The sequence below is a fragment of the Floridaenema evergladense BLCC-F167 genome, from assembly GCF_041929205.2.
Taxonomy (GTDB): domain Bacteria; phylum Cyanobacteriota; class Cyanobacteriia; order Cyanobacteriales; family Aerosakkonemataceae; genus Floridanema; species Floridanema evergladense.
In genome coordinates this window covers 5770487-5789226 of the sequence record NZ_CM171625.1, presented here as the reverse complement: position 1 = coordinate 5789226, position 18740 = coordinate 5770487, and the positions used below count along the sequence as shown (strand labels likewise).

The window sequence follows — 18740 nt, the reverse complement described above, 5'->3', positions numbered from 1 at the left end:
ATGTCCGATCTTTACGTTTCCTGGTCAGATTACTACTCTAATATTGAAAAGTTGGCTGTGAAAATCTATCAGTCCAACTGGAAATTTAACCAAATTGTTTGTCTTGCTAGGGGTGGACTGCGAATTGGAGATACTCTCTCCCGAATTTATCATTTACCTTTAGCGATTTTAGCAGTGAGTTCTTACGGTGGCCCAGAAAATCGAGTGCGGGGTGCGATAACTTTTGCGAGTTACATTACCATGACTACTTCTCATTTAGAAAGTCATGTTCTGTTAGTGGATGACTTGGTTGATTCTGGGGTAACTTTGGAGGAGAGCGTAATTTGGTTAAAGCAGAATTTTGGCGACCAAGTAAAAGAAATTCGTACAGCTGTACTTTGGTATAAGGATTGTTCTACGATCGCACCAGATTACTATGTAGATTATTTGCCGGATAATCCTTGGGTACATCAGCCATTTGAATGTTACGAAAATATGGATTTAACTCAGTTAGCTGCTAAATACAGCGTTGAGTTAAACTCCAAACAGCCAGAGCCACAGGGGTAAAGTAAAGAAAAGTCCCATACAACCTACTGCAATTCCGGTTACGGCTAATTCGCGATCGAGATTGTAAGCTTCAGCTAAAATCAGCGTGGCAAAAGCTGGTGGCATCGACATTTGTAACACCATAACAAGCCGGGGAGAGCCAGTCATCCCCAGCATTGTTAGACCAATACCCAGAACTAGAGGGACTAACAGCATTTTAATGCACAAACTAACCAAGATTTGCGATAATCCCCGCAAAGAAGTTAATTGACTTAAGCGCATTCCTATCAACACTAAAGACAAAACTATTACTGTCCAACCAATTATTTGCAGAGTTATTTCTACAACATCAGGTAACGGTACTTTTCGGGAAGCAAGTCCCAATGCTAAACTCCACAAACCTGGATTTTTAATCACTGCAATGACAATTTGTTTGTAACTGGTGACACCCATGCCAAAACGCGCAGCTAAAGCTACAGCAAAGCCATAAGTACCTACCATACTACCTAAAAGGTCGTAAAATAATGCCCAACCAAAATATTGTTGTCCCAGTAAAGTGAGAGTAACAGGATAACCTAAATAACCAGTGTTTCCCACCATTGATGCTAGGAGAAAGCTGCCTTGGTTCGGTTTGTTCGTTGCATTTCTGGGCAATTTTCCCAGGCGTTGATTAATTTTTAGCCAAGTCCAAGCTAGTCCGGCTCCTAATAAAATTGCTGTCCAAGATACTAAAGGTGCAATCCATATTTGTCCAGACAAATTGGCACGGCGCAAAAAGCCAAAAATACCTATGGGGGCACCAATCCAAAACAGAAATTTTCCTAAATAAATTGGTGATGTTTTGGGAAGGATACGTCCAAGCAACCATCCTAAGAACACTCCTCCTGTCAGAGGAATATAGAGTTCCAGAAGTTTAATTCCTGGGCTGTTCATCTTGATTCGTTAGTTAACTATGTCCAGATTTTAAAGTTTGACAATCTCAAAAGGAAAAGAGTCTGGCGGTTAAAACCGCGACTACACAAACTAAGTCCGCCTACGCGGACTCCTATCATGAACCTGCGTCGGCAGGTTTTGTCTGTGTAGCCCGCGACTTTAGTCGCTAGGGCGATTCAAAACTATTCTTTTCAGACTTGTCTAAACTAGCTAACAAATGTTACCTAGTAGAAAAGCAGTCTTTCTAAACCGCTCAATTAGGTTGTTGACAAATGTTTGAAGGATTTTGGGAGAATATCTCTCGTTACCCCCGTTATTTTGTAACCATCATTCTAGGTGTATTCTTAAATACCTTTGGGTGGTTAGCACCGTTGTTTAAGCGTCCGGTTACGGCGATCGCTCTAGTTGGCTTTGTGGTGGCAGCCTTAACCTTTGTCACGCTAACCCTGAGAGCGATGTTAGGCTTAAGTTCGGTTTAGTTAGGATTGTAAAGCATTACTCATTCTGTCTTGAAGGCAGCGGATTACTATGGCTACGAGTCGTCGGGTTTCCCGCGTGGGCGCATTAATTAAACGGGAAGTCAGTCAAATGTTGTTAAACGGCATTAAAGACGATCGCGTAGGTGCAGGAATGGTCAGCGTTACAGATGTTGACGTTTCGGGCGACCTGCAACACGCGAAAATCTTTGTCAGCATTTACGGTACGGAAGAAGCGAAAGCGGAAACAATGGCTGGACTAAAAGCTGCAACTGGTTATGTTCGCAGCGAGTTAGGGCAAAGAGTCCGTCTGCGTCGGACTCCAGAAGTGATGTTTGTCGAAGATCGCTCGTTGGAACGTGGCGATCGCATCTTATCCTTGATAAACCAAATCAGCCAAAATCGACATGAAGAAGACTTCGCAGAAGATGAAGATGATGAGGATTATGTAGTTTCGGCGGAAGAAGAGGACGAGAAAGCTTGAAATCTTCTTTTTTACCCGAAATTGACACTCTTTCGCTACCAGAACAGGTAGCCCAAATGGTTATAGTCCGAGCTTCCGGCTATCTGTTCGATCATGAAATTAAGTATCCCCAATGGGAACTTCCTGCCGCCAAACTCCAGCATTTAATTTCTGATTTGGGTGTTGGCGGTGTTATTTTATTGGGGGGAAGTGCGATGGAATTGGCTTTGCGATCGCAACAATTGCAAAGCTGGGCAAAAATTCCCCTCCTCGTCGCCGCTGATATTGAAGAAGGCGTAGGACAACGTTTTTCTAGCGCCACTTGGTTCCCTCCACCAATGGCATTAAGCGCAGTTGCTCAAAAAAACCTCGAACTAGCTCTACTCTACGCCGAGCAAATGGGTGCAATTATTGCTCAGGAAGCTTTAGCAGTTGGGATTAATTGGGTACTTGCGCCAGTGGTGGATGTGAATAACAATCCTGATAACCCAGTGATTAACATCCGTGCTTTTGGCGAAACTCCCGAAATTGTCAGTCAATTAACTGCTGCTTTTATTCAAGGTGCGAAAAATCACCCAGTTTTAACGGTTGCCAAGCATTTTCCCGGACATGGCGATACAGCTGTAGATTCCCATCTAGAATTGCCGATAATTCCCCATGCTGAGGAAAGGTTAGCAGAAGTTGAGTTAGTGCCTTTTGTGAGTGCGATCGCCCAAAGTGTAGATGCCGTAATGAGCGCCCACCTGTTAATCCCCGCTTGGGACGAACACCTTCCAGCCACCTTATCCCACCAGATTTTAACCCAGCAATTACGCCACAAGTTAGGATTTGCAGGTTTAATCGTCACCGATGCCTTAGTCATGGGTGCCATTACCAACCGCTACGGTGCAGAAGAAACAGCAGTTTTAGCCGTAGAAGCTGGAGTAGACATTTTGTTAATGCCTGTGGACGCAGAAGCCACCATTCAAGCTATCTGCAATGCCGTCACCTCTGGACGCATCCCCCCCGAACGGATTCGCGCTTCTGTAGAGCGCATTTGGCAAGCAAAGGGCAAGGTTTTTGGGAGATGGGGAGATGGGGAGATGGGGAGATGGGGAGATGGGGAGATGGGGAGATGGGGAGATGGGGAGATGGGGAGAGGGGGAGATGGGGAGATGGGGAGAGATCTAGAACTAGAAACTCCCCCCATCCCCCTACCTCCCCACCCCCCCACCTCTTCATCTCCCCCCAGTCCCCCGCTCCAAATCGCTCAACCTCTAGCTTTGGAAACGGTAAATAACATCTTGCGGGACTCTACTCAAGTTTTTGGGTCACTGCCTTTAAGACTAGAAAATCTAATTAATTTACGAAACTTAATCCTGGTAGATGACCTTTTGGATTGTAAATATCTCTCTCGCCAAGCTCCCGCTGTGACAATACCGCAACGTTTGGGTTATCGGATACAGCTGGGCGATCGCAATTCTCCCGTTACTTCCAGCAGCGAGACTCTGCAACCAACACTCTTGCAAATCTTCCTTCGTGGCAATCCGTTTCGCGGTAGTGCAGGCTTAACACAGGTAGTTGAAGACTGGTTTAAAACTTTGTTAACTAATGGTGAACTGCAAGCTTTGGTAATTTATGGCTCTCCATATCTGAAAAATCAATTTCTGCCTTTTCTGCCGCCCGAAATTCCCTGTATTTCTACCTTTGGGCAGATCCCATCCGCGCAAGCGATCGCTCTAGAATTGCTATTCGGTAATAATCATTGATGAAATAGTAATTCTTATTCTCAATCCAGAAGCTACAACCTTGATATTTCGGCTGTTTTGCCTTAGTCGATCGTTTAAGTTTTCAATTACTTAAACCTTAACTATTTCCTAATCCTCTGGAGATACGCTTGAGAAAGGATGTTATTGGGAAAGCTTATGTTATGGAATCTTGATTGTCAAGATTTGATGACTTTTTTTACATCTATTAATATATTAAGATAGCAGTTAGCGTAAAAATGAAAATCGTTTAGTATAGCGAACTACAAACTATCTGCTTTTTCAACGATTATTTCTAGTCCTCCTAGCCGAAGAGTGAATAACAATGAGCGTGAATATAGTCTCTCCCACACCAGTTCAGTACTCTCTAGACGTGATTAAAGAAGAAGCACGTCGTTTCGTGCAGAAAGGTGTGATCAGCCGTCAACAGCCTATTTATACCTTGTGCCAGTACATTCCCGCCCGTGAATGGGCTTGGGTAGAAAGTGAGTTAGAGAAGAGTAACTTTTTGCTGCGCGATCGCATTGGTGATTTAATGGGACATGAAGAATGGGAAAATGACTAAAGCAAACTTTAGAGCAGTGTCGCAGAAACGATCGAGCAGTTGAAAATAGATGAAAAAATATAAAAACCTTTTTTCCTTCTGCCTTCTGCCCTCTGCCTTCTTTTAGTTGTGCCCGTTTTTCGCCAGATTTTAGTAATTACTTTATTTAACCGTCAGGTTTTTCCTGTTTACTACCTAGAAAATTAGCGACAAAAAGCTAACCGAACAGTTTTAGATTTGGGTTTCAGCTACCAAGTTTCCTGTCAAGAAAAAACTCAACATCTAAAATTTTAAGACTGATGATTTTCCGATCGCAGCTTTTCCAGTTCTTTACGCAAAGCAGCAACTTGATCTGTGAGTTCTTGTAACTCTTGCTGAACGTTAGGAGAAACTACCGGGTTATCTGTTGTGGTAGTTGCAGATGTTCCCGGTACATCACTTGACGTTTGACTATCTGGTTGACTTGGTTGATTTTGTTGGTTTCTCTGTTGCCAAAGAGAATCGACAAACTCCCTAGCCTCTTGTTCAGTAATTTCCCCTTTATCCGTCAATTCTGCCACTAGTTCGCTAAGTTCCGAGTGCATCAACTTAGCCAAAAATTCTTCTCGCTTTTGCGAGTCTTGCAAGCTTTCAATCAAAGCAGCAGTTGCGCCTACAGAGAGGCGAAACCCATTTTGCAAAAGTTGGATCACTGAGTCAGAGTTCATCGGCAAAAGTTATACGTGCCCTAGAACAAGTGAGCTAATCTTACAATACTTTGAGTAGAATTTATCGCCTTGTCAAAGCAGACTCCCTGGAGACTATCGATGAAATTGCTCTAAATACTGGTTGACATCTTCAATGACGCGAGTTAGTTCCGCCTCAGTAGAAAGGCGAATTCGCTCATCTCGCAGGGTGATTAACACTTTAGCCGCAAAGGGATTTGCCCAGATATTGGGATTGCAGAAAATTTCCAGAAATACATCACCAGTGTATTGGTATTCGATTGGTTCTTGGGGGCTGGTGCCACCACCGCTGGCAACTTTAGCGCTGGCAGCTTTCATGCGTTCTGTAAGTTCTTGGAGTGCTGCTTTTAGATTATTTGCGGCTGCGGGAGTAAAGCTAAAGGAAACCGAACCTTCCATGAGGTTGAATGTAATTGCTGAGGATGACATGGGGGATTATTTTTAACTTGTTGATTATTAATGCTAAAAGATTTGGCTACTGAGATAAAGGATTAGAACGAAAAGTTCAACAATCTTAGGATTGGTAATTTAAAATAAATCTCAATTAAACTTGAGTAAAAGCAGTTAAAAGACAGAATTAGCAAAAAGTCAAGTAATTTTATTAGATTTTAGTTCTACACTAGATTTAGAGAATTCGCTGCTTTAAGCAGGAGAATTATGAAAGATAATCGCGCTCAAGTCCGGCGAGTGTTATTGATTACCCTGTTGTTAAATTTATTTGTGATGTCTTTGAAAGCAACGGTAGGATGGTCAACAAATTCTCTGAGTTTGCTAGCAGATGCGTTACATAGTGTGGTTGATAGTTCGAGTAATTTGTTGGGGTTATTTATTAGTCATTTTGCTTCGCCAAAGCCCGATCGCGATCATCCCTACGGACATTTGAAGTATGATGCAGTGGGGGCATTAGCGATCGCTGCTTTCCTATTAGTAGCTTGTGTGGAAATTATCCAAGCGGCTATAGAAAGAGTGCTGATGGGAAGTAAACCAGTGCAAATGTCAGCTTCAGTATTATGGTTAATGTTGGTAGTCTTGGGAGTGAATATTTTTGTCACTATCTATGAAAGAAGTGTGGGAAAAAAAATTGGTAGTGGCATTTTGATCGCAGATGCTCAACATACTTTAGGCGATATTTGGATTACTGTATTGGTGATTGCTGGGTTAGTTGGGGTATGGATGGGTTGGCAATGGTTAGATGTGGCTTTAACTTTTCCGGTGACACTGTTAGTGTTTTGGAGTGGTTGGGAGGTGTTAAAGGAAAATTTGCCTTGGTTAGTTGATGAAATGGCGATCGCACCGGAGACAATATATGCGATCGCAATGGAAGTACCAGGCGTGATAAACTGTCATGAAATCGCTTCTCGCGGAGTTGTGGGTAGACAAGTGTTTGTGGAAATGCACTTGATTGTAGATGTTCCCGATGTGGAAACCGCCCACCGCATTACTGAGGAAGTAGAATCAAGGTTGCAAGAGAGATTTTCCCCGGTGAGAGTTCTGATTCATGTGGAACCACCTGCTTACAAAAGCGATCGAATTACTTATGACTCCCCTGAAAATCAAGGTAGTTTTCCACAGACTTAGTTACTTTTCCACAGAATTTTTCCAAGTTTTCCACAAAAAGTTAAGAAAACATCATCCTTAAGTATTTGCTCTATATCGATTTTTTACCGAAAACATCTGTTTGCTGGATCACAAAAAAGTAGAATGAGAATGTAGAAGAAAGAAGATTGAAACAAAGCTTTTTCACTTGTTCCTAAAAATTATAGCCGCCGATCTGTTTAGGAATTGTGTCCTAGCGATCTCTGCCTTCTGGTGTTAGTCTCCTTGGGGGTAGATTTCCCAGAGATTAGTAGTTTCGCGCAAACTTAGATGTTCGCCATTCCCTAAGATTAAATGATCTAATACAGGAACCTTCAAAAATTGCGCTCCTTGTAATAACTGAGAAGTTAAATGAATGTCGTCTTGACTTGGTTCCATGCTTCCTGAAGGGTGATTGTGGGCGACAATAACTTTGGTGGCACCTTGGCGAAGGATGTCGCGGAAAATTTCACCGGGATGAGCTAATGTTTCTGTAGCTGTACCGATAGTTAGGACTTGAGTGCCTAATAAACGATTTTTAACATCTAATAAGATGACAGCGAATTTTTCTTGAGGTTGCCACATTAATTCGTGACTGAGAGTGGCAGCGGCAGCAGATGGGCTATCAATTGCGGTACGTTCTAAAGGGCGAGTGGCAAAAGCTCTTTTTCCCAGTTCGATCGCTGCTAGAATTGTAGTCGCTTTGGCAGGGCCAATTCCCGGAATCACCATTAACTCAGCTGCGGTGATATCCCGCAGTACGACTAAAGGATCTCGCCCATGTTGACTTAATTGTTGCAAAATGTGTTGACCTAGACCGATCGCAGACAGTTTCCCCGCACCTTGACCCGTACCTAACAAAATCGCTATTAACTCAGCTGTGGTCAAATGTCTCGCACCATTGGTCAACAAACGCTCTCGCGGACGTTCGCTAATCGGAAGATCGGTAACTCTCAAACTATAGGTCATAAAAGACGAAGTAACGGAGAAAAATAGGAGCATTGAATTTATTTATCTCCTATTTTTCGGCAAAAATGACCCGTAATTCCGCCATTATTGGCTATACTGAGAATTACTGTATTTTTGCTGAGTTATTAGTCGCTATTCGTAAAATTTACTGAAAATTTGAGTTGGGACATGGGGAATAGAGAGTGAGATTCCTACAAATCAAGCATTTTACTACTGGCAGTAGGAGAGGCAGGTAGGTTTAGCTAGAACACTCAAGTAATACCTGTCGCCCAAATAAAGCTCTATGATTAATAACTGTAGGCTTTAACCTTCTTCGTTGCTCCTTCAACACCTTTAAATACTTAAATATGCTGAACTGGAAACATCAAATCCTCGCCCCGCCTCAAGAAATTGGCTATGATTATTTAACTAACAAAAGTTCCCCTACAAACTAAAATGCAGCGGAACAAAAAGCAACAGTGTGAGCAAGAAATAATTTAATTTTGGGAATTTTTTAACCTAGCCAAAGTCAAGAGAGAGAGGTAATATAGTGAAAAGATCGGGTTTGTTGCTAACGTCGGTACTGTTTGGTTTAATAGGATTGATTTCTTCCTTTATTTCTGGAAGTACAAATTGTAATCGAACTAGCCAAGAGTGCATTGTAGGTTCGCCAGATAGCGGTGTTGTGATTAACTCTGGCATAGCTCAACTAATAAATTTTCTCCCTATTATTTGTTTAATATTGGGTGCAGCTTTTTGGTTAGCTGGGTTTGTTCAATCTAGAAAAAACCAAAAGCGAAAGTTATTAGCAGCTGCTAAGACTGCAAGTGCTGCAAAAGAAAAAGGCGAAGCTTGGCATACTTTAGATGTGGAAAAAAGTTTGCGAGTTTTGGATAGCGATCGCAACACGGGTTTAACTAGCGAACAAGTAAAAGAAAGATTAGAAAAATATGGCCCCAATGAACTAGAGGAAACAGCGGGACGTAGTTCTTGGGATATTCTCCTCGATCAGTTTAAAAACATCATGTTATTAATGCTGATTGGGGTAGCTTTTGTTTCTGGTTTCTTGGATATTTTCAAGTTACAACAAGGTGATTTAGCAGATGGCGAAGTTCCTTTTAAAGATACGATCGCCATTTTGTTAATTGTAATTCTCAACGGCGTATTAGGTTATCTTCAAGAAAGTCGTGCGGAAAAAGCACTCGCCGCCTTGAAAAAAATGTCTTCGCCAAAAGTGCGAATCATTCGTGATGGCAGAACTTTAGAAGTAAGCGCTAAGGAATTAGTTCCCGGCGATATCATGCTGTTAGAAGCAGGGGTACAAGTAGCAGCAGATGGCAGATTAATTGAAGAGTCAAATTTACAAATTCGGGAAGCAGCATTAACCGGAGAAGCACAGTCGGTTGAAAAGCAAGCAGATTTAATTTTAGGAGAAGAAACGGCGTTGGGCGATCGGATTAACCTAGTATTTCAAGGTACAGAAGTTGTCCAAGGTCGTGCTAAAGTTCTAGTTACTAATACCGGAATGCAAACCGAACTAGGACGCATTGCCGAAATGTTGCAATCAGTGGAAAGCGAACCCACACCATTGCAACAAAGAATGACTCAGCTAGGTAATGCTTTAGTTACTGGTTCTTTAGTGCTGGTAGTTGTAGTTATCTTAGTTGGTTTAATCCGTACAGGTTGGAACTTCGCTACTTTTATTGCTTTAGTCGAAGTTTCTTTAAGTATGGCAGTTGCAGTAGTACCGGAAGGTTTACCTGCGGTAATTACAGTAACTTTGGCATTAGGAACTCAGCGCATGGTGCGGCGTAATGCCTTAATTCGGAAGTTACCAGCTGTAGAAACTTTGGGTTCGGTAACTACTATTTGTTCCGATAAAACTGGCACCTTGACTCAAAATAAAATGGTCGTGCAACAGGTAGCAACAGTTAACCAAAAATTCCACGTAACTGGTGAAGGTTATACTCCCGAAGGTGAATTTTGCTTAGAAGATAAAGCAGTAAATGTCAGTCAATATCCTGAATTGCAAACTCTGTTACTCGCTTGTGTAGAATGTAATGATGCAGAGTTACAATGCGAACCAAATAATGCACCGGGAAATAGTGGAGGAACCTGGAAAATTTTAGGAGATCCGACAGAAGGTGCGTTATTAACTTTAGCGGGTAAAGGTAATTTTCGGAAAGAAAATCTCAACCAACAAATGCCGAGAGTGGAAGAAATTCCTTTTTCTTCTGAACGCAAACGCATGAGTGTAATTGTCAAAGATGAATCTAAATCTTTGATGAAAAATTCAGCTAACTTTATTCTGTTTTCTAAAGGTTCCCCAGAATTGATTTTGCAACGTTGCACTTCCTATTTAGAAGGTTGGCAAACTGCACAGTTAACCGAACATCAACGCACAGAAATTCTGGAACAAAATAACCTGATGGCGAGTAAAGGTTTGCGAGTTTTAGGGTTTGCTTATAAACCAATGGACAATAAACCTTCAGGAGATTTATCGGAAGATGAATTAGAAAAAGAATTAGTTTGGTTAGGTTTAGTGGGAATGCTCGATGCGCCTAGACCGGAAGTGCGCGATGCGGTGGCAAAATGTAAGCAAGCGGGAATTCGTCCGGTAATGATTACTGGCGATCATCAGTTGACTGCGAAGGCGATCGCTTATGATTTAGGAATAGCACAAGAAGGCGATCGAGTTCTCACAGGTCAAGAATTACAAAAAATTAGCCAAGAGCAATTAGAACAAGAAGTAGATGAAGTTTCAATTTATGCTCGTGTTGCTCCCGAACATAAATTGCGAATTGTGCAAGCATTACAAAATCGGGGTAAATTTGTGGCAATGACTGGCGATGGTGTTAACGATGCACCTGCTTTGAAACAAGCTGATATCGGTATTGCAATGGGTATTACTGGTACTGATGTGAGTAAAGAAGCTAGTGATATGGTGTTGTTAGATGATAACTTCGCCACGATCGTTGCTGCAACAGAAGAAGGACGAGTTGTTTACACTAACATTCGTCGTTTTATTAAATATATTCTCGGTTCAAATATTGGGGAAGTTCTGACGATCGCAGCTGCACCAATTTTACTGCCAACAGGCGGAGTACCTTTAACACCGCTACAAATTTTGTGGATGAACTTAGTAACCGATGGAGTTCCGGCGTTAGCTTTGGCGGTAGAACCAGCAGAACCAAATGTAATGAAACGTCCACCTTTTAACCCCCGCGAAAGTATCTTTGCTAGGGGTTTAGGTTGGTACATGGTGAGAATAGGGGTAATTTTTGCGATTCTGACGATTATTTTAATGGAATGGGCTTATACTCATGCTCAAGGAAGTGGCGATCCTAATCGTTGGAAAACAATGGTATTTACTACTCTTTGTTTAGCACAGATGGGTCATGCGATCGCCATTCGTTCCAACACTCAACTAACAATCGAATTAAATCCCATGACTAACATCTATGTTTGGGCTGCGGTGATTTTAACCACAATATTACAGCTAATGTTAGTCTACGTTCCACCCTTAAGAGCTTTCTTTGGTACTCACTTTTTGGACTTAGGAGAACTGCTAATTTGTCTTGGTTTTAGTATGTTAATGTTCGTCTGGATTGAACTAGAAAAACTGTTCATCCGTTGGTACAAATCTAGACAATAAGAGGCAGAGGGTTAGGAGAAACAAGAAGAATCAAGAAGAATTAAAAAGACACCTGAGGTAATTGAGGGTCTTGTCGCAACGATCTCAAATTTTGCAGATTTGCTTTACTCGTGGTGAGAAAACGGTAGGTTTCTTGATACATGGTTTGCCAGTAGTGGTTGCTCATACCTTGGCTAACTTCCGTGGGGTCAACCATAGGGTGCGGCACTAGGTCGGCGCGGGGGTACATATAGCAGTAGTTACCGTTGCCTTCACCACCAATTTCCCGAAAGAATTTCTGGTTGGTCTCAATGTCGGCAGCATCCTCGTTTTCGGTCAGCACCATGAAGGTTGGTGTTTGCCTCAGCCTTTGAGCTTTATTGAAAACCTGAGTTTTGCCAAACCTAGCTGCTGCGGTCAGGGCACCAACTGGAAAGCGTAGATTAGGGTCCCAGCCGAGTTCCTGGATGTCAAGTGGGCCTGCTAGTTCGACATATTGCCGTCGGTCTTCGCCATAGATTTGTAATAACGGCGCATAGGCTACGCAACGCTTGATGCGTTGGGGTTGGTCAGCCGCAATTGCCAGTGCCACAGAGCCTCCGACTGACAGACCTGCCGTGTAAATGGGGTCGGGCATCGAGCTCAACTCATTCAGGCGATCGCGCGCATCCGTCAAGTAGCCCAGGTGAGATGAAACAAAGTAGCGATCGAAGTTGGGGTCATTATCGCGCTCGATCGCCAGGATAATTTCAGGCAGACGTGGCTCCAACTCTGTCAGGCGTGCCATGAGTGCCAGACGCTGCATAAAGCTGGGGCGTACAACCTGGTTATTGGAATTATTGCTCAGGTTAGCTAGATAATTTTGCAATACTGGGTCTTGCTGAATCTTCTGCTTCAATGGCTCCGCAATTTCGGGGCGTAGGTCGATCTGACACCAATTTTTGGCGGGATTAATGTATGTATGCCCAGATATTGAAGGTTGGTAGACATTGAAGCCATTGCGGAACAGGTAGTCTGCCAGTCGCCACATCTGATGTGGTTTAGCACTGAATCCGTGAAACACCATGACAGTGCCCAAAATAGGCTGACCTGGTGGATGGAACAGATAATAAGGATAGGCTCCTTTGCGGCGTTCGGGATTGGCATCAATGCGCTGAACATAGGCAGCGATCGCTGCTTTGGTCTGGTTAATCTGATCGGCAGTGGGGGCTATTTGGGGCAATAAAGTTGTAGTCATAGCGTGAGAAGGTAGTCACAATTGCTACTATTTAGTCAATAAGAATTAGGCTAACTCAAGCTAGGGGTAAAACACAATCTTCGAGAGGAAAATACTATTGACCTCATCGTAGCCTTGTTCTACCGTATTGGTCAGCACCCCGCAATAAATTGACGGCTGCGATTCGTTCTCTCGAAATGAGCAAGAATACTCAAGGATGAGAGGCAAGGAAGAAAGAAGGGGAAACCCAACAGAACCTTGACAACGCTTGCTAGTTCCTTGTTCCCAGTCCCCAGTCCCCAAAAATGTACTTAAAAAACTTACACTTGCTTCAGTTCCGCAACTATCAAGATCAATGGGTGGAATTTGGTGCGCCAAAGACTATTTTGGTGGGAAATAATGCACAGGGAAAATCTAATTTGTTGGAAGCGGTGGAGTTACTTTCGACTCTGAAAAGTCATCGGGTGACGCGCGATCGTGATTTAGTAAAAGAAGGTGCAGAATGGGGGAGAATTGTCGCTACACTGGAACGACAAACAGGCGAAATTGATTTATCTTTAACTCTGCGTCGGAATGGTCGTCGTACTGTTACTCGTGGTAGCGAAGCTCTTCATAGGCAAATCGATTTTTTAGGCACAATTAATACCGTACAATTTTCTAGTTTAGACTTAGATTTGGTCAGAGGTGGCCCGGAACATCGCCGCAGTTGGTTAGATACTTTAGTTATTCAATTAGAGCCTTTTTACGCTCATATTTTGCAGCAATATCATCAAATTCTGCGACAACGTAACGCTTTATTAAAAAAAATTCGGGAACAAGGAACGGTCAATGATACGTCTATTTCTTCTGTTTCCCGTTCTGAGTTAGCTTTATGGGATGCACAGTTAGTTACAGCTGGAGTGCGAGTGATGCGTCGTAGATCCAGAGCTTTACAAAGGTTAACACCTATTTCTTACTATTGGCATCAAGCTATTAGCGGAAGCACAGAAAAATTGGAGATTAAATATTTACCTAATGTGCCGATGGAAAATGATGATTTAGAATTGTTAAAACAAGCTTTTTTGGAGAAAATTCAACAACGAACTATTCCCGAACAACATCAAGGTACTACATTAGTAGGGCCACATCGCGATGAAGTAGAGTTTACTATTAATCAAACTCCAGCTAAACAATATGGTTCTCAAGGACAACAGCGGACTTTAGTGTTATCTTTGAAGCTGGCGGAATTAAAATTAATTGAAGAAGTAATTGGCGAACCACCTCTGCTTTTATTAGATGATGTTTTGGCAGAGTTAGATTTAACTCGTCAACATCAACTGTTGGAAACTATCCAAGCGCGATTTCAAACTTTAATTACTACTACTCATTTAAGCGCCTTCGATCCAGTTTGGCTGAATGCTTCACAAATTCTCTATGTGGAAGCGGGACATCTTTCCGTTCATGCTTGGTGAAGCAATATACAATTTAATATGGTGGTATGGCTCGTGCAGAGTCGCCAAGTGCTAAGAGATACACTTTTTAAATTACTTGTCCTCTGTATCTGAACATTAAACTCAGATCTGGCAGCCTGTGAGGTAGAACCTCCCAGATCTGGCAGCCTGTGAGGTAGAACCTCCCAGATCTCGTTACCAGGTTGAACCTGGTAACGAAAAATGGAGGCTCTGCCTCAAGGTAAAATATCTCAGTTAAAGCTGTTAGCTTTTTGTAAATTGCGAATTTAATTAACGAATTTAATAAACATAAAAATGGTAAAATTTGTCACCGATCGGCAAAAAATTAAAGAACTCGCTGAGTCTCTGTACCAAGTTAAAACTAAAGAACCGGAACGTATCTGGTTTCAAGGTAAAGATTTCTACTTTGATGTGTTTTTTAAAGTGGAAAATGAGGAAATTATTTGGTTTCAATTTACTTGGCAAGGAAATGTTGTTTCTTGGGATAAAAGCGAACCGAGTTTGAAAACTGGCGTAACTAATGAAATGAATCATGACCATTGCCTTTATCCCGCCAGTAAAACGGTTAAATTCGATTCTTGTCCTAATCAAGAATTGATTGAATTTGTGCAAGCGATCGTGAGAATTTGTGCGATCGAACAACCAATTTTTGCCCAAGCATTAAAGTTATTTAATTAAAAACTTGTTTTATCAATAATTAAATTCTTGCAAAAGTTCAAAATCTAGTTTTTTTAACCAGAGATAAACACAGATGAAATTAGTAATAATATCGACTTTTGCAAGAATTTTAGGCAATTAATGATGAATTTCCAAATTTAAAATATAGCGGCCTAATTGGACTTTTTCTGACCATAAATCGTATTCTAGGCGCAGATGTTCTGGCAAGGGATGTCCTTGTAAAACTAAGCTGCGGGTGAAGTTACGCAAGCGCAATTGCCAGTTAGTTTTTAAGGAATCATTATTTAACCAATAGCGACTTAAACCATAAACTCCCTTTTCCCAAAAATGGCGATAGCTTAATTTGCCGTTTCCCTGCATGGTCATAATTACGCGATTGGGAGAAATTTCTAACCACAAAAGACGGGGAGAGGGGGTTGTGAGTGGAGAAGCGATCGCCAATTCATCCGAGTTTTGTGGCATCCCCAGTCCGGGTTCTGTCAGCAGCAAATGAAAGCGAAGACGGTCTTTTTGATAAAGCGTCGCGGAAGTTTCCACCACCGACCAAATTGGCAGATCGGTGGAAATCAGAGATAGACACACGGGTTTACGATGATGCGTCAGCATAGTAAAGGAAAAGGAGAATAATTTAAGTGAAAATTTCCCAGTTGGGCAAAGAAAAGGGTAGGATCTAACATCACAGTCCACCACCAGTCTATCCCAATGTCAGTTCCTTTCGTCAGGCTAAAAGTTGTAGAAAATCAGCAATCTTTGGTAATTGAAAAACCTGTCTCTGGGTTGTCGCTACATGGCAATATCCAAATCCCAGGAGATAAATCTATTTCTCACCGTGCTTTAATGTTAGGTGCTCTTGCTCAAGGTGAAACCCAAATTCAAGGATTACTCTTAGGAGAAGATCCGCGCAGTACTGCTGAGTGTTTTCGCGCTTTGGGTGCAGAAATTTGCCCGTTAAATACTGAGTTAGTGCGGGTGCAAGGTATTGGTTTGGGTAATTTGTTGGAACCTTTAGATGTTTTAAATGCAGGTAATTCTGGGACAACTTTGCGGTTAATGTTGGGAATTTTAGCTTCCCATTTAGGAAGATTTTTTACAGTGACGGGGGATAGTTCTTTGCGATCGCGTCCGATGTCCCGTGTGGTAAAACCTTTACAAGAAATGGGTGCGAAAATTTGGGGACGCAAAGACGCTTCTTTAGCACCTTTAGCAGTTCAAGGTAAGCAATTGAAAGGGATTATTTATCATTCTCCCATTGCTTCGGCACAAGTAAAATCTTGTATTCTGTTAGCTGGATTAATGGCGGAAGGAGAAACTACTGTCATTGAACCTGCACTTTCTCGCGATCATAGTGAAAGAATGTTGCAAGCTTTTGGAGCTAAATTAAGTGTAGATTCAGAACGAAATAGCGTCACTATTTTTGGTGGCGCGAAACTGACAGGACAAACAGTAATTGTACCGGGAGATATTAGTTCTGCTGCTTTTTGGTTGGTTGCGGGTGCGATCGTCCCTGGTTCAGAATTATTAGTAGCAAATGTTGGCGTTAACCCCACTCGCACCGGAATTTTGGAGGTTTTAGAAATGATGGGTGCAGATATTCAACAGGAAAATCAAAGAATAGTTGCTGGGGAACCTGTAGCAGATTTACGAGTCAAATATAGCAATTTGAAAAGTTGCGAAATTGCGGGAGATATTATTCCCAGATTAATAGATGAAATCCCGATTTTGGCGGTAGCTGCTGTATTTGCTGAAGGGACAACTGTAATTCGCAATGCAGAGGAGTTAAGGGTTAAGGAGAGCGATCGTATTGCAGTTATGGCATCTCAATTAAACCTTATGGGAGCAAAAGTTACTGAACTACCCGATGGTTTAGAAATAGCTGGCGGAACTCCTTTAACTGGCGTTGATGTTGATAGTTACACCGATCACAGAATTGCCATGAGTTTAGCAATTGCCGCGTTGAATGCTCAAGGTATTACTACCATTAATCGCGCCGAAGCTGCTGCCATTTCCTACCCAAATTTTACCTCGACCTTACAACAAATCTGCCAAAGCAATTAACCCGTTCGTTGTTCCCAATGCAGTGGGAACAACGAACGGGAGTAACGGGAATTGAAATAATTCACACAAAAACCTGAGTATTGATTATCCTAGAATTTGAACTTAGCCAAATACCTAACAAAGTTAAATGCTATGAAAAGATTACCTTGGTTACGTTTAACTTTAAGTCGTTTGTTTCTTGGTTTCCTGTTAAGTTTGGGAATATTAGCACCTGCTACCGCAGTAGAAAAATTAACTTTGCAGTTAGGGCCTTTTCAACAATCTATTAGTGTATCTGATTTAGAACGCTTTGCCAAAACAGGCGAATTACCAAGAAATCTTCAACCTTTGTCTGTAGTTTTGACTCCTAAAGTGCAACAATTACTTTCTCAACGGTTGCAACTCGATCCGCAAATGACGGATAAAGTGTTACAGGAGTGGTTGCGATCGCCAATGTCAGAACAGCTACTCAAAACTTTAGGACGTGCTTTTCCTAATACTAAAATCGAAGATTTACAGGCGGCAATTTCTTTAGCTGCTAGACAAGCAAATGGATTAAGTTTAGTTGGTGTATTACGAGCAATTCCGGGAGAAAATGTTACAATTGAGGCCACTTCTTTAATAGCTATTGCTTTAAAGTTTAACCCTTCTTATTGGCAAAGTGAAGCTCTCGGCCTTTTATTTAAGCGAGAATTAAATGTTACTAATCCCCGATTTAATCCAGATTTTAACCCAGCAGAATTAGGTATAGAAAAAGTAGAACAGCAAATTTTATACTTGAAAGATTCCCAGCGCAATCGCTTGATTCCGGTAGATTTATATTATGCTAAAAATGCTCAAGGCCCATTAGTAGTAATGTCTCATGGTTTTGGGGCCGATCGCAAATTTTTAAACTATTTAGCTCGTCATTTAGCTTCTTATGGAATTACTGTAGCAGCATTAGAACATTCAGGAAGTAATGCTACTTGGGTTTCTCAAGCATCAATTAGTAATAAACCACAGGACTTAATGCCTGCTTCGGAGTTTGTCGATCGACCAAAAGATGTTAGCTTTTTACTAGATGAACTAGCCGAAATAAATCAAAAATCTGGCGAATTACAAGGCAAATTTAATACTGAAAAAGTTGTCGTAATCGGTCATTCTTTGGGTGGTTATACCGCTTTAGCTTTAGCTGGAGCCGAATTAAATTTACCAGCATTACGTCAAACTTGTAAATCTATTGTTCCACTGCTTCAATCTCCCGGAGAATGGTTACAATGTGCTGCTACTGATTTACCAAAAGCTCCAAAATTAGCAGATTCGCGGATAGTTGGTGCGATTATTTTGAATCCAGTTGTGGGTCAACTTTTTGGTGAAACAGGATTAAGAAAAGTCAGAATTCCTACCGTAACTTTAGCTAGTACAGAAGACGCTTTTACTCCAGCAATTACTCATCAATTAGAACCATTTCAAGAACTAGGAGGTAAAAAGTATTTGATTACAGCAGTAGGCGCAACACATTTAAGCGTAGGAAATCCTGAAAATTTAGCTCAACAAATTACTTTGCTCAAAGAACGTACCGGAGAAGAAGTTGAACCTTTACGGCAATTAGTTCGGGGTGTTAGTCTAGCTTTCATCAAACAATTTACCCCAGAAGCTGGCACTTACCAACCTTTTTTAAGTCCAATCTATGCTGAATCTCTTTCTACGCCTAAATTAGCATTACGATTAAATACGGAATTACCATCAAGTATTTCTCAATGGTTAAAATTTACTGCCAAATCCCAGAAAAATTAACACAGGTTAGAATAAGA

General features: G+C 41.7%; 17 protein-coding genes. 11 read left to right on the top strand and 6 right to left on the bottom strand.

The window, feature by feature from the left end; translation table 11 throughout:
- Positions 1 to 546 carry a phosphoribosyltransferase gene (locus ACE1CA_RS27740; RefSeq protein WP_413278297.1) on the top strand — a complete coding sequence of 182 codons (546 nt, stop codon included), beginning with the start codon at positions 1 to 3 and terminating at the stop codon, positions 544 to 546.
- Here the strand turns inward: ACE1CA_RS27740 and ACE1CA_RS27735 are convergent.
- Positions 514 to 1458: an AEC family transporter gene (locus ACE1CA_RS27735; RefSeq protein ID WP_413278298.1), complete on the bottom strand. Its 945-nt coding sequence runs from the start codon at positions 1456 to 1458 to the stop codon at positions 514 to 516. The genes ACE1CA_RS27740 and ACE1CA_RS27735 overlap by 33 nt on opposite strands.
- A gap of 272 nt (positions 1459 to 1730) precedes the next feature.
- Between ACE1CA_RS27735 and ACE1CA_RS27730 the strand changes: the two genes are divergently transcribed.
- The 4 genes from ACE1CA_RS27730 to ACE1CA_RS27715 all read left to right on the top strand — a co-directional run bounded on the left by ACE1CA_RS27730 (position 1731) and on the right by ACE1CA_RS27715 (position 4707).
- Positions 1731 to 1937 (top strand): DUF751 family protein, encoded by a 207-nt coding sequence (locus ACE1CA_RS27730; protein ID WP_413278299.1) that lies wholly within the window; start codon positions 1731 to 1733, stop codon positions 1935 to 1937.
- A 49-nt stretch (positions 1938 to 1986) separates the two neighbouring features.
- A complete protein-coding gene (rbfA, locus tag ACE1CA_RS27725; protein ID WP_413278300.1) occupies positions 1987 to 2418 on the top strand; it encodes a 30S ribosome-binding factor RbfA in 432 nt (143 codons plus the stop codon).
- A gap of 56 nt (positions 2419 to 2474) precedes the next feature.
- Positions 2475 to 4145, top strand: coding sequence for a glycoside hydrolase family 3 protein (locus ACE1CA_RS27720; protein WP_486517984.1), 1671 nt, complete (start codon positions 2475 to 2477; stop codon positions 4143 to 4145).
- A gap of 322 nt (positions 4146 to 4467) precedes the next feature.
- Positions 4468 to 4707: a DUF4327 family protein gene (locus ACE1CA_RS27715; protein WP_413278854.1), complete on the top strand. Its 240-nt coding sequence runs from the start codon at positions 4468 to 4470 to the stop codon at positions 4705 to 4707.
- Positions 4708 to 4976: 269 nt separating this feature from the next.
- Here ACE1CA_RS27715 and ACE1CA_RS27710 read toward each other — a convergent pair whose 3' ends face one another.
- Entirely contained in the window at positions 4977 to 5393 is a 417-nt protein-coding gene (locus ACE1CA_RS27710) for a hypothetical protein (RefSeq protein WP_413278855.1), read from the bottom strand.
- 93 nt (positions 5394 to 5486) lie between these two features.
- Positions 5487 to 5840 carry a hypothetical protein gene (locus ACE1CA_RS27705; RefSeq protein ID WP_413278856.1) on the bottom strand — a complete coding sequence of 118 codons (354 nt, stop codon included), beginning with the start codon at positions 5838 to 5840 and terminating at the stop codon, positions 5487 to 5489.
- 228 nt (positions 5841 to 6068) lie between these two features.
- Here ACE1CA_RS27705 and cdf31 point away from each other — a divergent pair, with 228 nt between their 5' ends.
- Positions 6069 to 6989 (top strand): CDF family zinc efflux transporter Cdf31, encoded by a 921-nt coding sequence (cdf31, locus tag ACE1CA_RS27700; RefSeq protein WP_459563639.1) that lies wholly within the window; start codon positions 6069 to 6071, stop codon positions 6987 to 6989.
- Between the two features lie 234 nt (positions 6990 to 7223).
- Here cdf31 and radC read toward each other — a convergent pair whose 3' ends face one another.
- Positions 7224 to 7955, bottom strand: a complete 732-nt coding sequence (gene radC, locus ACE1CA_RS27695; protein ID WP_413278869.1) for a RadC family protein — start codon at positions 7953 to 7955, stop codon at positions 7224 to 7226.
- Between the two features lie 859 nt (positions 7956 to 8814).
- Here radC and ACE1CA_RS27690 point away from each other — a divergent pair.
- Positions 8815 to 11589: a cation-translocating P-type ATPase gene (locus tag ACE1CA_RS27690; protein WP_413278870.1), complete on the top strand. Its 2775-nt coding sequence runs from the start codon at positions 8815 to 8817 to the stop codon at positions 11587 to 11589.
- Between the two features lie 40 nt (positions 11590 to 11629).
- On the opposite strand, the gene ACE1CA_RS27685 is transcribed toward ACE1CA_RS27690, so the two are convergent.
- Positions 11630 to 12805: an alpha/beta fold hydrolase gene (locus tag ACE1CA_RS27685; RefSeq protein WP_413278857.1), complete on the bottom strand. Its 1176-nt coding sequence runs from the start codon at positions 12803 to 12805 to the stop codon at positions 11630 to 11632.
- Between the two features lie 284 nt (positions 12806 to 13089).
- Here ACE1CA_RS27685 and recF point away from each other — a divergent pair, with 284 nt between their 5' ends.
- Together recF and ACE1CA_RS27675 are read left to right on the top strand one after the other, a co-directional pair.
- Positions 13090 to 14235, top strand: coding sequence for a DNA replication/repair protein RecF (gene recF, locus ACE1CA_RS27680; protein WP_413278858.1), 1146 nt, complete (start codon positions 13090 to 13092; stop codon positions 14233 to 14235).
- A gap of 294 nt (positions 14236 to 14529) precedes the next feature.
- Positions 14530 to 14913, top strand: coding sequence for a hypothetical protein (locus tag ACE1CA_RS27675; RefSeq protein WP_413278859.1), 384 nt, complete (start codon positions 14530 to 14532; stop codon positions 14911 to 14913).
- Between the two features lie 117 nt (positions 14914 to 15030).
- Here ACE1CA_RS27675 and ACE1CA_RS27670 read toward each other — a convergent pair whose 3' ends face one another.
- Positions 15031 to 15519, bottom strand: coding sequence for a hypothetical protein (locus tag ACE1CA_RS27670; RefSeq protein ID WP_413278860.1), 489 nt, complete (start codon positions 15517 to 15519; stop codon positions 15031 to 15033).
- Between the two features lie 96 nt (positions 15520 to 15615).
- On the opposite strand from ACE1CA_RS27670, the gene aroA reads away from it, so the two are divergent.
- Both aroA and ACE1CA_RS27660 read left to right on the top strand, forming a co-directional pair.
- Positions 15616 to 16968: a 3-phosphoshikimate 1-carboxyvinyltransferase gene (aroA, locus tag ACE1CA_RS27665; protein WP_413278861.1), complete on the top strand. Its 1353-nt coding sequence runs from the start codon at positions 15616 to 15618 to the stop codon at positions 16966 to 16968.
- Between the two features lie 132 nt (positions 16969 to 17100).
- Complete coding sequence (locus ACE1CA_RS27660; RefSeq protein ID WP_413278862.1) at positions 17101 to 18723, top strand: alpha/beta hydrolase; 1623 nt, start codon at positions 17101 to 17103, stop codon at positions 18721 to 18723.
- Positions 18724 to 18740 lie beyond the last annotated feature (17 nt).